This is a genomic window from Pedobacter psychrodurus, from assembly GCF_004331735.1.
GTDB classification, from domain to species: domain Bacteria; phylum Bacteroidota; class Bacteroidia; order Sphingobacteriales; family Sphingobacteriaceae; genus Pedobacter; species Pedobacter psychrodurus.
Map to the genome: position 1 here is coordinate 207,644 of NZ_SJSO01000004.1, position 18,499 is coordinate 226,142.

9 protein-coding genes are annotated in these 18,499 nt (G+C 38.6%); 8 read left to right on the plus strand and 1 reads right to left on the minus strand.

The genetic code is table 11. The features are described from left to right. The first annotated feature begins 178 nt into the window (after positions 1-178). The 7 genes from EZ456_RS06175 to EZ456_RS06205 all read left to right on the plus strand — a co-directional run bounded on the left by EZ456_RS06175 (position 179) and on the right by EZ456_RS06205 (position 15,452). Positions 179-2,914 (plus strand): alpha-d-galacturonidase, encoded by a 2,736-nt coding sequence (locus EZ456_RS06175; protein WP_131528359.1) that lies wholly within the window; start codon positions 179-181, stop codon positions 2,912-2,914. Beyond that, on the plus strand, positions 2,914-4,467 hold the full coding sequence (locus EZ456_RS06180) for an MGH1-like glycoside hydrolase domain-containing protein (protein WP_131528361.1): 1,554 nt from the start codon (positions 2,914-2,916) through the stop codon (positions 4,465-4,467). Before EZ456_RS06175 ends, EZ456_RS06180 begins: the two co-directional genes overlap by 1 nt. A 285-nt stretch (positions 4,468-4,752) precedes the next feature. Next, positions 4,753-6,339: a glycoside hydrolase family 28 protein gene (locus EZ456_RS06185; protein WP_131528363.1), complete on the plus strand. Its 1,587-nt coding sequence runs from the start codon at positions 4,753-4,755 to the stop codon at positions 6,337-6,339. 1 nt (position 6,340) lies between these two features. Then, positions 6,341-9,157, plus strand: coding sequence for a glycoside hydrolase family 95 protein (locus EZ456_RS06190; protein WP_131528366.1), 2,817 nt, complete (start codon positions 6,341-6,343; stop codon positions 9,155-9,157). Between the two features lie 150 nt (positions 9,158-9,307). Next, positions 9,308-12,796, plus strand: coding sequence for a malectin domain-containing carbohydrate-binding protein (locus tag EZ456_RS06195; RefSeq protein WP_225876479.1), 3,489 nt, complete (start codon positions 9,308-9,310; stop codon positions 12,794-12,796). A gap of 98 nt (positions 12,797-12,894) precedes the next feature. Further along, entirely contained in the window at positions 12,895-14,463 is a 1,569-nt protein-coding gene (locus EZ456_RS06200) for a sodium:solute symporter (RefSeq protein WP_131528369.1), read from the plus strand. 56 nt (positions 14,464-14,519) lie between these two features. Then, on the plus strand, positions 14,520-15,452 hold the full coding sequence (locus EZ456_RS06205) for a dihydrodipicolinate synthase family protein (RefSeq protein ID WP_131528372.1): 933 nt from the start codon (positions 14,520-14,522) through the stop codon (positions 15,450-15,452). A 309-nt stretch (positions 15,453-15,761) separates the two neighbouring features. Here EZ456_RS06205 and EZ456_RS06210 read toward each other — a convergent pair whose 3' ends face one another. Next, the gene (locus tag EZ456_RS06210) at positions 15,762-16,631 is read right to left on the minus strand and encodes an AraC family transcriptional regulator (protein WP_131528374.1); all 870 of its coding nucleotides are present in this window, start codon (positions 16,629-16,631) and stop codon (positions 15,762-15,764) included. 224 nt (positions 16,632-16,855) lie between these two features. Here EZ456_RS06210 and EZ456_RS06215 point away from each other — a divergent pair, with 224 nt between their 5' ends. Continuing rightward, positions 16,856-18,493, plus strand: a complete 1,638-nt coding sequence (locus tag EZ456_RS06215) for a fucose isomerase (protein WP_131528377.1) — start codon at positions 16,856-16,858, stop codon at positions 18,491-18,493. Positions 18,494-18,499 lie beyond the last annotated feature (6 nt).

Consider the following 18,499-nt stretch of genomic DNA (forward strand, 5'->3'; position numbering starts at 1 on the left):
TTAACACATATTGTCATAAGCCGTTACGAATATTCAAATGGCTTTACCTTGCATAAATTTTACAAAGGCAATCAGTATTATTACTTATATTTGAATATTATCTTTATATTTAAATATAATATTAACCAAATATTACATAAAAACCTAGCAAATAGGTTTTGTTATTAGAGCCTGTTGAATGAGAAATTTTCTGATTTTTATTTCCTGTTATTTTTTATCGATATCATTTTCAAATGCCAACCTTAGGATACAGAAAACAATTGTAATTTCTATCGAAAATCATGTGCGTGTGCGTTTTGGTGCCGAAAAGCTATCAAAAGCTTTAGCTAAGTTGAATTATTCAGCCAAAATCGAACAAAAAGATAAGCTTATAGCAACGAACAATGTAATTGCGATTGGTGTGTTTTCGGATAAACTTTTTGCCAATAATCTTCCGCTAGAAATTAAGAATAAAATCTCAGTCACCCAGAAAGAAGGCTTTCATATCTACACCGGAAAAAATGGCGTACTTTATATCATAGGCAACGATGCATCTGGCGCGTTATACGGCTGCATTGAACTGGCCGATCAGATCAACAGCACGCATAAACTACCCACGCAAATGGCCCTTAGTGATCAGCCTGAAATGGTATTAAGAGGCACTTGTATAGGTTTGCAGAAACCAGATTACCTGCCAGGGCATGATGTTTATGAATATCCTTACACCCCAGAAACTTTCCCGTGGCTTTACGATAAAGCTTTATGGATTAAATATTTGGATATGATGGTGGAAAACCGTTATAATTCGCTTTATTTATGGAACGGACATCCATTTTCGTCACTCTTGAGGTTAAAAGATTATCCATATGCGGTTGAGGTAGATGATCCGACCCTGAAAAAGAATGAAGAAATCTTCCAGTTTTTGACTCAAGAGGCCGATAAACGCGGTATTTGGGTAATCCAGATGTTTTACAACATCATCATCCCTAAGCCTTTTGCCGATAAACATGGCTTAAAAACACAGGATAGGAACCGCCCCATTATTCCTTTAATTGCCGATTATACCCGTAAATCGATTGCTTCATTTGTAGAAAAATATCCAAATGTAGGTTTGATGGTAGCACTAGGCGAAGCGATGGAAGGCGTTGGTCAGGATGACATTGATTGGTTTACCAAAACGATTATTCCAGGGGTGAAAGAGGGACTAAAAGCGGCTGGCATTAAGGAAGAACCACCAATTGTACTGCGAGCGCACGATACCGATGCACCAAGCGTAATGAAAGCTGCTTTGCCATTTTACAAAAACCTGTATACCGAAAACAAATTTAATGGGGAGGCCTTAACCACTAACACACCGCGCGGCGCTTGGGCAGATTTAAACCGAAAATTAGCGGCCATTGGTACTGTTAATATCTCTAACGTACATATTTTAGCCAATTTAGAACCGTTTAGATATGGCTCGGCAGATTTTATTCAGAAATCAGTTCAGGCGATGAACAAGATTTATGGCGCAAAAGGTTTGCATTTATATCCTCAAGCCAGTTACTGGGACTGGCCTTATTCGGCTGATGACGTAAAAGGCAGGTTGTTAGAGGTAGACCGCGATTGGATCTGGTACAAGGAGTGGGCAAGATATTCGTGGAACTCGCAGAGAGACCGTGCCCAAGAAATTAATTATTGGGGCAAAGAACTGGCTGATAAATATGGGGCTAATTTAGCAGGTGGTAAAGCCATTCTGAATGCTTATGAAGAGTCGGGAGAAATATCTCCTAAACTTTTGCGCAGGTATGGCATTACGGATGGTAACAGGCAAACACTAACCTTAGGCATGTTGATGACTCAGCTCATTAATCCCTATCGTTACGGTGTATTTACGTTGATGTACGAATCAGAAGCGCCAGAGGGTGAGATGATTATTGAGTTTGCCGAAAAAGAATGGAAGAAACAAGGGCATATCGGCGAAACACCCGTTCAGGTGGCGCGCGAAGTAGTTGAACATGGTAAAAAAGCCATCCAGTCGATTAATGAAGCTAAATCAACCGTAACAAAAGATACTGCAGAATTCGGCAGACTTAAAAATGATATCTATTGCTACGATGCAATGGCTAATTTTTATGCTGAAAAAGTGAAGGCAGCACTATGGATACTGAGGTATAAATATTCGAACCAAGTTTCTGATCTGGAGCAGGCATTGCCTTTTTTACAAAAAAGTGTAAATCATTATGCTGAACTGGTTAAACTCACAGAACATAGTTACTTGTATGCCAACAGCATGCAAACCAAGCAGCGAAAAATCCCAATGCGTGGAGTAGATAAAACCTTTATCCACTGGAAAGAGATGTTACCCGTCTTCACCAAAGAACTTAATCATTTCAAACGCAGTATCGATTCTCTAAAATCTATAAAACAGGGAACAGTTGTTGCAATTGTGCCTTATAAAGCTGCTGATGTAAAAGTTTTAAATGCAACAGAAAGTTACGTGATTGCCAAGGATGTACAGCTGTTTTCAGATACGACTGTTAAGATAAAAGAAGTTGCAGCACAGCTGGTAGGTTTAAAAGGAATCAAACTTGCAAAAGACAAACAAATTAAAACGGGTACTGAAATTAAATTCAGTACCAAAGTAGCTGTAAAATTGCTGATAGGCTTTTTTAATCAGAAAGATCCTCAATATCTTGCTCCTCCACAGTTGGAAACCGATGCAAGTGCCAACAATTACGGTCAATCGGAAATTAAAATATCGAATGCCTTGGTTCCTTACGGCTTTCCTCCGGTTAATGTTCATGCTTATTCTTTCCCGGCAGGAACGCATACCTTAAATTTAGGCAAAGGCGCTTGTTTGGTTTTGGGTTTTATTGATGATAAACAGGAACTGCGCATTTTTAATGCTGGTTTAGATGGTAGAGGAAAAGATATAGATTGGTTATTTGAATAATGATACATACAAGAAAATTTATTGCAACAGTTGCTTTGTCACTATTGACAATCACAGGCTTTGCGCAGCAGAAGTCAATTCTGGGAACTGAAAAATTGAAGAAATACGTCACCTATTTTAATTCGATAGATACAGAAGCTGTAAAAAATTATGTGCCCAATGCCGAAGCTTTTAAGTGGTTGGCTGAGCAGGCACCTTTGTTCGAGTGCCCAGATTCGGTGTTGGAACAAAACTATTACTACCGTTGGTGGACCTATCGTAAACACCTGGTTAAAACGCCTGAAGGGTTCATTTTTACAGAGTTTATAGAGCCAGTTAAACATGCAGGGAAGTACAATTCCATTAGCTGCGCATTAGGTCATCATATTTACGAAGGTAGGTGGCTAAAGGATAATGCTTATTTAAAAGATTACATCAAATTCTGGCTTTATCATGCCGATGTTGGCCAAACCAAACAACGTTTTCATCAATTTAGCAGTTGGGTGGATGATGCTGTTTATCAGAATTATTTGGTGCAACCTGATCAAGAATTTTTAAAAGAAATTTTGCCAGCATTGGTTAAAGATTATGGCAAATGGGAAACTGAAAGGCAGCTTAAAAACGGCTTGTTCTGGCAGCATGATGTTAAGGATGGCATGGAAGAATCGGTCAGTGGATCAAGAAAAGATCAGAACCAGCGACCAACGATAAACAGTTATATGTATGGCAATGCTATGGCTTTGGATAAAATTGCCACACTTTTAGGTGATAAAACCTTGGCTGGCAAATACAAAAACAAAGCAATTGTACTGAAAAAACTGGTTCAGGATAGTTTATGGAATGTTTCTTCTGCGTTTTTTGAAACCAGAAAAGCCAAAGGCGGCTCAGCAGATGTGAGAGAAGCCATCGGTTTTACGCCCTGGGAATTTAACCTGCCTGATGATCAGTCAAATTATGCAAAAGCCTGGAATCAGTTACTCGATACTGCCGGATTTAAAGCGCCCTGGGGCTTAACAACTGCCGAAAGAAGAAACCCAACATTCAGAACAAGGGGAACAGGACATAGCTGTGAATGGGATGGTGCACTCTGGCCTTTTGCCAGCTCGCAAACTTTAAAGGGGTTGGCAAATCTGTTAACCAATTATAAAAAACATGGTAAAATGAATGCTGAAGTCTTTTATCAGGAGCTGCATCAATATGCGGCTTCTCATGTAAAAAACGGTAAACCTTACATCGGCGAATACCAGGATGAGAAAACTGGAGAATGGTTAAAGGGGGATAATCCACGGAGCAGTTTTTATAATCACTCTACCTTTAATGACTTAATTATCAATGATCTGATTGGCATAAAACCGCGTCAGGATAATGTTCTTGAAATTTCTCCATTAATCCCTAGAAATCAGTGGGATTGGTTCATGTTAGATCAAGTATCGTACCACGGTAAAACGTTAACCATTTTGTGGGATAAAACCGGAAAAAAATATAATAAAGGCAAAGGATTATTGGTATTTGTAGATGGTAAAGAAATTTACAAAAGCAAAGATTTGAAGCCGCTGAAAGTTAAAATGGATTAAGTTAGGAGCCTCGGTCTGTGTCCTCACAGACCGAAATAACTTCTATTGGTTCGTGGGGACACAAACCAAGGCAGTATAAAAAAGCGATGGAATCGCTGACCTCACTCATCCTCGTTATTCCAAAGGAATCACTTTGTGACAAACGAGGACGATAAATTATAAAAAAAATCGTCATAGCGAATGGAAGCGTTGAATGTGGGAGAAGTGAAGCAATCTATTGCGCTTCATAATTGGAAAGATTGCTTCGTGCCTCGCAATGACGACAAAAAAATAAAATGTAATCAAATGAAATACTCCATCAATATTATCAAAGCTTTAATTTTCATACTTACCACTTGTATTGGTTTAACGGCCAATGCCCAATCTTATTACAACGTAATTAAATACGGTGCAAAAAACGACAGTAGCAAGTTGGCCACAACAGCAATCAAAAATGCGATAGAAGCGGCATCAAAAGCTGGTGGTGGAACAGTTTATTTCCCTGCCGGAAAATACCTAACCGGCGCCATACATTTAAAAAGCAACATCATCATATTAATTGATGCAGGTGCTGAACTACATTTCAGCGATAATTTTGACGATTATTTACCCATGGTAAAAAGTCGGTACGAAGGTGTTGATGTAACCAGTTTTTCACCATTGTTTTACGCTTATAAAGTAGAAAATATCTCGATTATCGGCAGGGGGATTATTGATGGACATGGCAAGAAATGGTGGGATTTTGTTGAAGGTTATAAAGAAGGGCAACCACGGTCGAAATGGCAAACTACGTTTGATGGTTTAAATAAGGATATTATTTTGCCAGACGATCCAAAGCAGATGAAAAGAGGTTTTCTTCGTCCACCGTTTATACAACCCATGTTTTGTAAAAATGTATTGATTGATGGAATTACGATCCGCAATTCTCCTTTCTGGACAATAAATCCAGAATTCTGCGAAAATGTTAAGATTCATGCAGTTACCATCAACAACCCACATTCGCCGAATACAGATGGGATTAATCCTGAATCTTGTAAAAATGTACATATTTCAGATTGCCTCATCAGTGTAGGCGATGATTGTATCACCATTAAATCGGGCAAAGATGCACCTGGAATAAAAATGGCAGTTCCCGCAGAAAATTACGTGATTACCAATTGTACCATGCTATCCGGTCATGGAGGTGTGGTAATCGGCAGCGAAATGTCGGGCGATGTACGCAAAATTGCCATCTCTAATTGTATTTTCGATGGTACAGATCGAGGAATCCGCATTAAAACCGCTCGTGGCAGGGGTGGGGTGGTAGAAGATATCAGGGTAAGCAATATTATTATGAAAAACATTAAAGACCAGGCGATTGTATTGGATATGCAATATGCAAAAACCAATGTAGAACCCGTTTCTGAACGAACACCTATCTTTAGAAATATCCATTTCAGTAACATTACGGGGCAGGTTAACCAGGCCGCTTATTTAAATGGTTTAGAAGAAATGCCTATCGATAATATTACCTTCAACGATATTAATATGGACGCTAAAACTGGTTTTTCTATCAATAATTCCAGTAATATTGAGTTTCATAATGTAACGGTAAATACGGAGTTAGGCCCATCATTAAAAGCATTAAAAGTGAATAATTTAATTATTGATGGTTTAAAAAGCAATAAACCAAATGTAAATGCGGCTGTAATCGATCTTACAAACGTATCAGATCTGTTTCTTTACAATGCTTTTCCAACGAAAGAAACAGTTACTTATTTAAAATTAAGCGGGGCTGAAACTAAAAACATATTCTTAGGAAACAATAATTTTAGGCGAGTGAGGGAGGCGGTTAAAAAAGAGAAGGAAGTAAGCAGCAACATCGAAATTATTTCAGGCGATAAAGGACAATAATATGAGGTTTAAACTTTTATTAAGCACATCATTTTTAATTTTGACTGCTCATTTTAGCAGTTTTGCACAAGAAAACAACCACACTTTATGGTACAATAAAGCTGCTGAAAAGTGGACTGATGCCTTGCCCATAGGAAATGGCAGATTGGGTGCCATGATTTTTGCGGGAACTGCTGTTGATCATATCCAATTTAACGAGGAAACTTTATGGACAGGTAAGCCAAGGGATTATAACCGGAAAGGCGCTTATCAATATCTTCCTGAGATCAGAAAATTACTTTCCGAAGGAAAACAGGCAGCCGCAGAAGCCTTAGCACAAGAACATTTTATGGGCCTGCAAAGCAGTTCAGGTGATAGAAAAATTTGGGTAAATGAAATGAAAGCAGGAAAAGGTATTCAAGGAAACCCTGCGCTTACAAATTTTGATGATAAACTTTGGGAAACCATAAAAGTGCCAGCCTATGAAGGATGGGAAACCGTCGGTTTAGCCAATTTAGATGGCGCCGTTTGGTTCAGAACCACTTTTGATGTACCCGACAACTGGACTGGAAAAGATCTTATACTCGATCTTAACCGCATCCGTGATCAGGATTTTACTTATATCAATGGTGAATTGGTTGGCAACACCGATAATACGGAGCCAAGAAAATACACTATACCTGCCAAACTGATTAAAAAAGGCAAAAATGTAATTGCCATCCAGGTGCTTAATTATTTCGATAAAGGCGGATTGGCTGGTTATAAAGACACCTCAAAAAAGATTGGGATTTATCCTGTGGGAAGTAATATTGATCAAGGTATTTTGCTGATTAAAGCGTGGAAATATAAAATTCAGGATGAAAATCCACCTGCTGTTCCGCAATACCAGGGTAGTTATCAGCCTTTTGGCGATCTGAACTTATATTTTAAACAAACAAAATCGATTGTTACCAATTACAAACGGTCTTTGGATATCAGTACCGCTGTGGCCAAAACAACCTACACTTTAAATGGTGTAAATTATCAGTGTGAGTATTTTGCAAGTCAGCCAAATCAGGCCATTGTAGTTCGCTTAACAGCCGATAAAAGAGCGGCTATTAGTTTTGATGCCGAGCTTTCCAGTCCACATCGACAGTCATCGGTAAAAACTTTAAGCAATAATGTAATTGCTTTATCAGTTCAAGTAAAAGATGGCGCATTAAAAGGCGAGAGCCGATTAACAGCTTTGGTTAAAAGCGGTTCAATTAAGGTACTTAACGGTAAAATCAGCATCAATCAGGCCGATGAAGTAACACTTTATTTAACAGGAGGAACTAACTTTATTAATGCACAAAATGTTTCTGGAAATCCGGCAACTGCTAATATTAAAGCGCTAAACGGATTGAAAGGCAAAACTTATAAAGAGATTAAACAAAACCACATTAAAGAATACCAAAGTTACTATAACTCTTTCAGTGTTGATTTTGGCCGATCGGATAACGAAAACCTTCCAACAGACGAAAGACTGGCCAAATTTGGAACGGCTAATGATCCTGCTTTTGCAGCATTGTACATGCAATATGGAAGGTATTTGTTGATTTCCAGCTCTCGTCCCGGTACACAGCTAGCCAATCTTCAGGGGATTTGGAACGACCTGCTTACACCACCATGGGGAAGCAAGTATACCACCAATATTAACCTCGAAATGAATTATTGGCCAACTGAGATTCTCAATTTATCTGCGCTAAACGAACCGCTTTTTAATAAAATCAAAGGATTGGCAAAAACCGGAGCCGAAACGGCAAAAGCATATTACAATGCCCGTGGTTGGGTTTTACACCATAATACCGATTTGTGGAACGGAACAGCACCAATCAACGCTTCAAATCATGGTATTTGGGTAAGTGGTGGTGGCTGGTTAAGTCAACATTTATGGGAGCATTACCAATTTAGTAAAGACCGTAAGTTTCTGGAAACCGAAGCCTATCCTTTAATGAAACAAGCTGCTTTGTTTTTCGAAGATTTTTTGGTGAAAGATCCAAAAACAGGTTGGTTAATCAGTACGCCATCCAATTCACCAGAAAATGGAGGTTTGGTAGCTGGTCCAACAATGGATCACCAAATCATCAGATCACTGTTTAGAAATTGTATTGCTGCCTCAGAAACGCTCCATGTAGATGAGGATTTTAGAAATTCGTTAACGGTGAAAGTCAAACAGTTAGCGCCAAACCAGATTGGTAAATATGGTCAGTTACAAGAGTGGTTAGAAGATAAAGACGATACCACCAATAAACACCGTCACGTTTCCCATTTGTGGGGCGTTTACCCAGGAAATGACATTACCTGGGATGGCAATGAAAAAATGATGCAGGCTGCAAAACAGTCTTTATTATATCGTGGAGATGATGCTACTGGCTGGAGTTTGGCCTGGAAAATTAATTTTTGGGCAAGATTTAAAGATGGCGACCACGCTATGAAATTGATTAAAATGTTAATGAAGCCCGCTAATAATGGAGCAGGTTCTTATGTAAACCTTTTTGATGCACATCCGCCTTTCCAGATTGATGGAAATTTTGGCGGTGCAGCCGGAATGGCCGAAATGATTGTGCAGAGCCACCAGGGTTATTTAGATATTTTACCGGCATTGCCAACAGCCATACCACATGGTGAAATTAAAGGACTCCTTGCCAGAGGTGGCTTTGAACTGGATTTAACCTGGGATAAAGGACGATTAACCTCACTAACAGTAAAATCTAAAACTGGAGGGAATTGTAAAATTCACTACAAAAATAACAACGCAACTATCGAAACAAAAGCTGGCGAAAGTTATAAACTGAATGGAGATCTGAAATTGCTATAAAATATGGATAATAAAATCGTCATTGCGAGGAGGAACGACGAAGCAATCTCCTTTACAAGAGACTTATTTAAATTTAATTTTTTAAATATTTTTTGCTGCATGTGCCTTGGTTCGTGTCCCCACGAACCAAAAAGAATTCAATTTAAACAGTTGTTTTTATTGCTGTTATTCTTCATCAATTTATATGGAGCTAATTCCCTTTATGCACAAAGTCCAATCAGAAAAGATATTTCCTTAAACACCAATTGGCTCAGCATTGCCGACGAAAAAAACAGCAATGCTTTTGATGGTTTTCAGTTAGCTAGCTACAAAGCCATAGACTGGAAAAAAGTAAACGTTCCGCATAACTGGGATCAATACGGAGGTTATCAAAGGAAACTTCATGGCAATAAACACGGTTACGCCTGGTACCGCAAAACGTTCAAAACCAATGAAATCAAAATAGGTAAACGCTTTTTTCTGTATTTTGAAGGGGTAGGTTCTTATGCAACCATTTGGTTAAACGGTAAAAAGGTTGGCTATCATGCGGGGGGTAGAACAACTTTTACATTAAATGTTACTGCTGCAATCAAATTGAATAACCAGGAAAATGTTTTAGCTGTTCGGGCAGATCATCCTGAAAATATTCAGGATTTACCCTGGGTGGATGGTGGCTGCTCTACCGAACGGGGTTTTTCAGAAGGCTCACAGCCAATGGGTATTTTCCGTCCGGTACACTTAATTGTAACGAACGATGTGCGCGTTGAACCTTTTGGTATCCACATTTGGAACGATAATAAAATATCAGCACAATCTGCTGTTTTAAACCTGAGCACGACCGTTAAAAATTATGGTTTGAAGCCTAAAAATATGATAGTCGTAAATAGGCTATTAGATTCAGATGGAAAGCAAATTAATGAACTAAAAAAATCTCTTGTTGTTCCGGCTGGGAAAGAAATACAGATCGATCAGCAAACTGATAAAATCATCAAACCCAAACTTTGGTCTTTAGAAAACCCATATCTATACACGCTTCAAACGAACATAGTAGAAAACGGGAAAGTTGTAGACGAGGTGAAAACAACTTATGGTATCCGCTGGATTAGCTGGCCATCCGATAGCTATCGGATTGGCGACCAGGCGATCCAAAAACAGTTTCTGTTAAATGGGAAACCAGTTTTTATTAACGGGATTGCCGAATACGAACATCTAATTGGTCAGAGCCATGCTTTTAGTAATGAGCAGATCAGCTCGAGGGTTAGGCAAATTAAAGCAGCTGGTTTTAATGCTTTCCGCGATGCACATCAACCGCATAATTTATTGTATTCTGATTATTGGGATAAAGAAGGCATTTTATGCTGGACGCAAATGGCTGCTCATATCTGGTACGATGCACCCGGATTTAGAAAGAACTTTAAAACACTTTTAACAGACTGGGTAAAAGAACGCAGAAACAGTCCGGCGGTAGTGTTATGGGGTTTGGAAAACGAAAGTACTTTGCCTGAAGATTTCGCAAAGGAATGTACCGAACTGATTAGGAAATTAGATCCTACGGCTTCATCTCAACGAAAAGTAACCACTTGTAATGGTGGAAAAGGAACAGATTGGGATGTACCACAAAACTGGACAGGTACCTATGGTGGTAATCCTTTAACTTATGGTGAGGATCTCCAGCGGCAGGTTTTGGTTGGTGAATACGGTGCCTGGAGAACAATCGATCTTCATAACACAGATGTGAACGGAAAAGGCTATACCGAAAACAAAATGACCGATTTAATGGAGACTAAGGTGCGCCTGGCGGAATCGGTGAAAGATAAAACCGCAGGGCACTTTTTCTGGCTGTACAGTTCGCATGATAATCCGGGCAGGGTGCAGGGAGGAGAAGGATTGAGAGATCTGGATCGGGTAGGACCTGTAAATTATAAGGGTATGTTTACTCCCTGGGAAGAACCTACGGATGTATTTTATATGTTCAGGTCAAATTACGCGCCAAAACAAACTGAGCCTATGGTGTATATCGTTTCGCATACCTGGCCAAACCGTTGGACCAAACCCGGCATCAAAGACAGTATTGTAGTTTATTCCAATTGCGATGAAGTAGAACTTTTTAATGATGTAAACGGTCAATCTTTGGGCAGAATGAAACGCGGCATTATAGGCACGCATTTTCAATGGAATAAGCCTGATATCCAATATAATGTATTGTATGCGGTTGGTTATGTGAACGGAAAAGCTGTTGCTAAAGATCAAATGGTATTACAAAACCTGCCTAATAGCCCAAAATTTAATACTTTAATTAAGGATAAACAACTAACGGCTCCCGCTCAGGGTTATAATTATGTATACCGTATAAATTGTGGTGGTGGCGATTATACAGATACCAATGGCAGTAAATGGTCTGCTGATCGGAAATTAACTTCACAGCATAACTTTGCTTCAACCTCCTGGACCACAGATTTTACAGGTATTCCTGCTTTTTTTGCCAGTCAACGCCGTACCTTTCAACCCATTGAAGGTACCAAAGATTGGAAGCTTTTTCAGACTTTTAGGTATGGCAGAGATCAGTTGAAGTATCATTTCCCGCTACCTGACGGAGAATATCTGGTTGAACTTTATTTTATAGAACCTTGGCTGGGCATTGGCGGAGGTTTTGATGCCAAAGAGATGCGCTTATTTGATGTGGCATTTAACGGTAAAACTGTAATTAATGACTTAGACATCTGGAAAGAAGCTGGAAGTAACACTTTACTAAAGAAAACAATCAAAACAACTGTTAAAGGTGGCTTTTTGGATATTAATTTCCCAGAAGTAAAAGTTGGTCAGGCCGTTATCTCGGCAATTGCAATTGCAAGTTTGAAGCCAGGTATCCAACCTGCAGCACCAAGCAAATCACTCTTGACAAAAATTAAAAATGCTGAACTAAACAATTGGCTGGATGTTGGCGATGAACAATTTATAGGTGAAAATTCTACCTTTATCGATCTGCCTTCTAATTTATATGGTGCTGAGTGGTTAAAAGCATCAAGGGGACAAGAAAGTATCGAGTTCACCACTACAGATAGTGTTGACACATTTATCGCTTTAAATATAAATACCAGCATTCCGCAGGGATTCGAAGATACCCGAACATCGTTAAAAAATAGTAAGGACGAAAGCTTTAATCTCTATAGAAAAAGGCTTATACCGAATGAAAGAATCATTTTCGATAGCAGAACAGTCACTGTTTTTGTAATGCCTGTTACCCATTTACAACCCGCATACGATTTAAAAACAACCATTACCTATAAAGCTACTGATGGTATTTTAACAGGCAATGAAGTGGTGAAATCGGTACTTATGGATAAGGAACGCGTAATTTTTAATGCTGATAATCAAGGAAGCTTAACCTGGCAGATTTCAGTTGGTGTTGCCGATACCTATTCTTTAACCATCAAATACCATAATCCATCAGTGCAGCTTTTAAAAGGAAAATTGGAGTTTTCATCAGTAGATGGAACCTTGATGAAAACAGAAAGTGTTGAATTTGCGCCAACCAAAACAGGTAAATGGAACTATTTGAACACCAATACAGGAAGTATGATTAATGCTGGAACTTATAAACTCAAGTTGATTCCTACTGAAGCTAAAGGACTAGCTGTTGATGCTTTAGATGTTCAATAAGATAAGATGGTACAATATGTAGCCAAAATCTTATATTAATGTTGATATTTAGTCATGCATATTTGTTTTAACCAAATTAATAAACGAGCCAACAAATAATGAAAGGACTTCCTGTAGTCGATCTTGCAATAATCTTCATTTATCTTGTTGGAATGATATTAGTTGGGGTTTATTTTTCGAGGAAAAATAAAAACTCTGAGCAATTTACAAAAGCTTCGGGCCTGATCCCCGGATGGGCGATAGGTTTATCTATTTATGCAACATTTTTAAGCAGTAATACTTTTTTAGGCGTGCCCGGCAAGGCATTCGGGAGCAATTGGAATGCATTTGTATTCAGCATTTCGATGCCGCTGGCGGCATGGATCGCTTCAAAATACTTTGTTCCTTTTTACCGAAATACTGGCGAAATATCGGCCTATACACATTTAGAAAAACGTTTTGGTGCATGGGCTAGGGTATATGCAGTAATGTGCTTTCTGTTAACGCAGCTAGCCAGAATGGGATCGATATTTTTTGGAATCGCCTTGAGTTTACAAGCACTTACAGGTTATTCCATGCAGATGATTATGATTGTAATGGGCATTTGTATCATCGTTTATACCGTTTTAGGAGGAATTGAAGCGGTAATATGGACGGAAGTGGTGCAAGCTGTAGTGAAAACTTTTGGCGCATTGCTTATTCTGTATTTAATTATTTCGAATATGCCGGGAGGCGTTTCGAAGATTGTAGAGATCGGGCAATTGGCGAATAAATTTAGTTTAGGCAGTTTTAAACTCGATTTTGTTGGATCATCGTTTTGGGTAGTATTGCTCTATGGATTTTTTATCAACCTGAACAACTTTGGGATGGATCAAAATTACATTCAGCGTTACCATACGGCATCTTCTAGCAAAGCAGCTTCAAAATCAATCTGGTTGTGTGTTTGGTTGTATATTCCGGCATCACTACTCTTTTTTATTATAGGATCTTGCTTGTATGCCTATTATGAAATCAATCCAGACTTGGTACAGTCGATCAAACATCAGGTAGCCATTGAGCGTTTGCCTTTACATGCATCGGCTGCAGAAGTACTAAAGGTTCAAAATGCATTGCAGCCATCAGATTATGGTGATAAAATTATGCCTCATTTTATGGTCACTAAAATTCCGATAGGTTTGGTTGGATTAATCGTGTCGGCCATTTTATCGGCTGCAATGAGTACCATAAGTTCGGGGATGAATGCCTCAGCAACGGTATTTTCGGTTGATATTTATAAGCGGTATTTCAAACCGGGCATCACCGATAAGCAGAATTTATCGCTGTTACATTTAGCCACTATTGGCTTTGGATTATTGGGTATGATTGCTGGCATTGCCATGATTGGCGTAAAAAGTATTTTAGACGTTTGGTGGGAATTATCAGGGATTTTTGCTGCAGGAATGCTGGGATTATTCCTCTTGGGGATCATCAGTAAGCAAACTAAAAATCATGAAGCCATAACAGCAACCATAATTGGCATAGCCGTAATTATATGGATGACATTTTCTTCACTTCTTCCTCCAGAATATGAAGCTTTTAGAAATCCTTTGCATAAGAACATGATTATAGTGATCGGCACTTTAACCATTTTTTTAGCAGGACTTTTTCTGACGAAAATTAAAAACAAAAAGATTAATACAGCCAATTAAAATCATTCTGGTTTTTTCTAGGCATTATAAAAAACAATTTACCATATCAGATTATAATGGAAAACTCACAAAAAGGGTTCATCCCGGTTATGCTTACGCCTTTTTTAAGCAACGGAAATATAGATTATCCAGCACTTACGCAGCTTACCGAGATTTATTTACAGGCTGGTTCATCGGGTTTATTCGCCAATTGTTTGTCGAGCGAAATGTTCGAATTGAGCGATAAAGAAAGAATACAGGCTATAAAACATGTAATAAAAGTGGTCGATGGAGCAGTGCCTGTTGTCGCTACCGGAACGTTTGGCGGGGAAATAAGTAAGCAGGCAGATTTTGTAAAGGAAGTGAGCGATGCAGGAGTAGAGGCCGTGATTGCCATTACCAGTTTACTAGCCGAAGAAAATGAAACAGACGAAATTTTTAACGAAAGGGTTTTCGATCTTCTGGATCAAACAGATAAAATTCCGCTAGGATTTTACGAATGTCCGGTGCCTTATAAAAGGATATTAAAACCAGCTCAATTGGCCGATTTCGTATCGACAGGAAGAGTGATTTATCATAAAGATACCTGCTTAGATCTTGGTCAGATTAAAGAAAAACTGAAACTCACAGCAGGCCGGACTTTTGGATTATATGATGCGTATATCGTACATGCGGTAGAATCGTTAAAAGCTGGCGCTTCAGGCTTATCGTGCATTCAAGGCAATTATTTTCCTGAATTGATTGTTTGGCTTTGCGACCATTACGATGATGAGGCTTTTAAAGATGAGGTGCAAATGGTACAACAGTTTTTAATCGATAATATGGACGTAATGCATAATGTTTATCCGGTGGTTTCGAAGTATTTCCTGCAAAAACGAGGTCTTAATATTTCGACCTTTACCCGCCGAAATGTGGGTTCATTTACGCCAAGTATAATAAAAGAGGTTGAAACATTGTTTGATGATTATACCTTGCTTCGCAATAATTTAAATATTAAGGTTTTTATATAGGTTCCGTCGTCATCCTGAACTTGTTTCAGGATCTATTTAGCCAGATCTCATAGGTTTAATTCGTTGTTTATATTGTTTTCAATGGTCTCATTGAAGGCTGCGCCATTTAAAAACCTGCGAGGTTTTGGCGATTTGTCATTCCCAACTTGATTGCGAATCGTAATGCAATAAGCTTTAAGATTAGCTTCGCTGAGGACTTCGCGGGAATGACGACCGTTCTTTAGAATATATAGTTGATAACTTGTTTTAGGATCTATTATACCAGACCTTATAGGTTTCAAAAACCTATAAGGTCTTTAAATAAGGCTTCTAATTCAAATACTTCCTTTTATAATCTAAAGGCGTCATTCCCGTAACCTTTTTAAAGTGCCGGTAAAAATTAGATACATTATTAAAACCACAATCGAAACAGATCATTTCGGTTGGTAGTTTGTTCTCAATCAGGAATCGGCAGGCATGGCTCACCCTAATTTCGATCAGAAAATCATAAAAAGTTTTCTTCGTCATCAGTTTAAAATACCTGCAAAAAGAAGTCACGCTTAAATTACTCAACGATGCTACTTCTTCTAGCGTAATATCCTTTTTATAATTACTCAAAGTATAATTACAGATTTTATTAATGCGGAGTGTTTCAGATTCATTACTCTGATAGAATGTATTTTTACTGGTTACAATAGTTGAATATTCCTCTGTTTCTGCCAATGTTTTTAAAATAGATAACAAAATGATGATCCTATCCAGATTTGTAGCATCAACAGCAGCCCGCATTAAATCGATCAGTTTGTCTTTAGCTTTTCCCTTAATCACCATCCCGCCTTTAGCCTTTTCGAATAATTTAGGAATCAGGTAAGCTTCAGGTAAAGTAAGCATGTATTTCCCAAGGCAATCGGGCAAGAAATGAATAACCATTGCTTCGGTTGTAAGATCGGGGTTGTTTTGAAAATATTCATCTTTACAGCGCCAGGTATGCGGTAAGTTCTCGCCCAAAAGTACCATCTCATCTGGCACAAAATTGCTGATGTTATCACCGATAAAACGAACGCCTTCACCCTTAATTACATAATGCAGTTCTAGCTCAGGATGGTAATGCCAGATATTTCCAAAATCAGGTTTGATATCATGACGGATACTAAAGGAACTTTGTAAGGTAATTGGAACTTTATGAAAATGAGGTTTCATATTAAAATCAATATTTGGTTAGGACTGCGTTACTATTCTACAAATGGTGCCACAGCGCGCCCTAAAGTTAACGAGATTAATGATAACATCCTATATTAATTTGATAAAAACCATTAGAAAATAGTGTTTTTCATTGCTGAGTTTTGTATATAGCCGTAAAGGCATAACCAAAATATAAGCTGACAAATTATTTTTTATATAAATAGTTTGTTTATTAATAAATTATGAGACAAGGCAAACAAGGAGAAATTCTATTGGTTTCTAGCGGAGATTTACGACTTTCGGCAAATCAAAACTGCTGGGCTGCCCAAATTGAAATGGAGCGAAAATTAACTGTGGCTATTGAGCAATTCGGTTGGAAAGTTAAACGTGCCCATCCTTACAATTCAACAAAAAAACATGGCTTTATCGATTCGCAAAGAATGGGAATGGATATCTTTAGAAATATTAACCCTGATCAGCCTTTAATTGTAGCAGAAAGTGTTTGGCAATACTCTCATCACGTATTAGCAGGACTTACCACGCATCGCGGACCGATATTAACCGTTGCCAACTGGAGTGGTCAATGGCCTGGCTTAGTAGGTATGTTAAATTTAAATGGTTGTTTAACCAAAGCAGCTATTCCCTACAGCGCTTTATGGAGTGAAGATTTTACTGATGATTTTTTTTCAGAAGGGCTACAGGAATGGTTATCGACAGGTAAAATCAGCTATGATCAGAGTCATGTAAAGAGTTTTGCCCTCAGTAAAATTCCAATGAGCGACGATAAGATAGGAAGAACTTTTGCGAAAAGCTTAAAAGAGCGAAAAGTGATCATGGGCGTGTTTGACGAGGGTTGCATGGGTATGTACAATGCTATCATACCCGATGAACTATTACATAAGACCGGTTTTTTTAAAGAACGTTTGAGTCAATCGGCACTATATGCCGCTATGTTGAAAGTAACAGATGTTGAAGCAGTTGCCGTTTTAGACTGGCTTTTAGAAAAGGGTATGACCTTTAACTGGGGCACTGAAGAAGAAATCCAGTTAACAAAAAGACAAACGCTCGAACAATGTAAAATGTATATTGCAGCCTTAAGAATTGCCGATGATTTTAGCTGCGATACCATTGGGATACAGTACCAACAAGGTTTAAAAGATTTAACTGTTGCCAGCGATCTGGTAGAGGGTTTATTAAATAATGAAGACCGTCCGCCTGTATTTTCTGTTGATGGCAAAGAACTTTACCCCAAGCGGGCTTTACCACATTTTAACGAAGTAGATGAATGTGCTGGTTTAGACGCTTTAGTAACCTACAATCTTTGGAAAGAATTAGGCATGACCGGGGAAAACACCCTACACGATATCCGTTGGGGTGAATATTATAAAAATGATGAAGTTGATGGTTTTGTTTGGCTGTTCTTAATCTCTGGGGCTGCACCACCTGCGCATTTTATTGGTGGTTATGCGGGGGCAAGTAGTGATAGGCAACCGGCCATGTATTTCCGTTTAGGTGGAGGTTCGTTAAAAGGCATTAGTAAACCGGGCTTCGTTGTGTGGAGCCGCGTATATATAATGGATAACGAAATACATTGCGATTTAGGTGTTGGCGAAGTGGTAGCTTTACCTGAAGCCGAAACCAAAAGGAGATGGGAGGGCACAACTCCAGAATGGCCGATTATGCACGCCATTTTAAAAGGGATTAGTCGCGATCAGATGATGGCCAGACATAAAGCCAACCACATTCAGGTGGTTTATACAAACTACGAAGCCGGAGCACATGAAGCTTGCCGGATTAAAGCCGCTGCCTTAGATGAGCTCGGTTTAAAAGTACATTTCTGTGGAGATGTAAACTTAATTAAAAAAAGAAATTCAATTTAAATAATT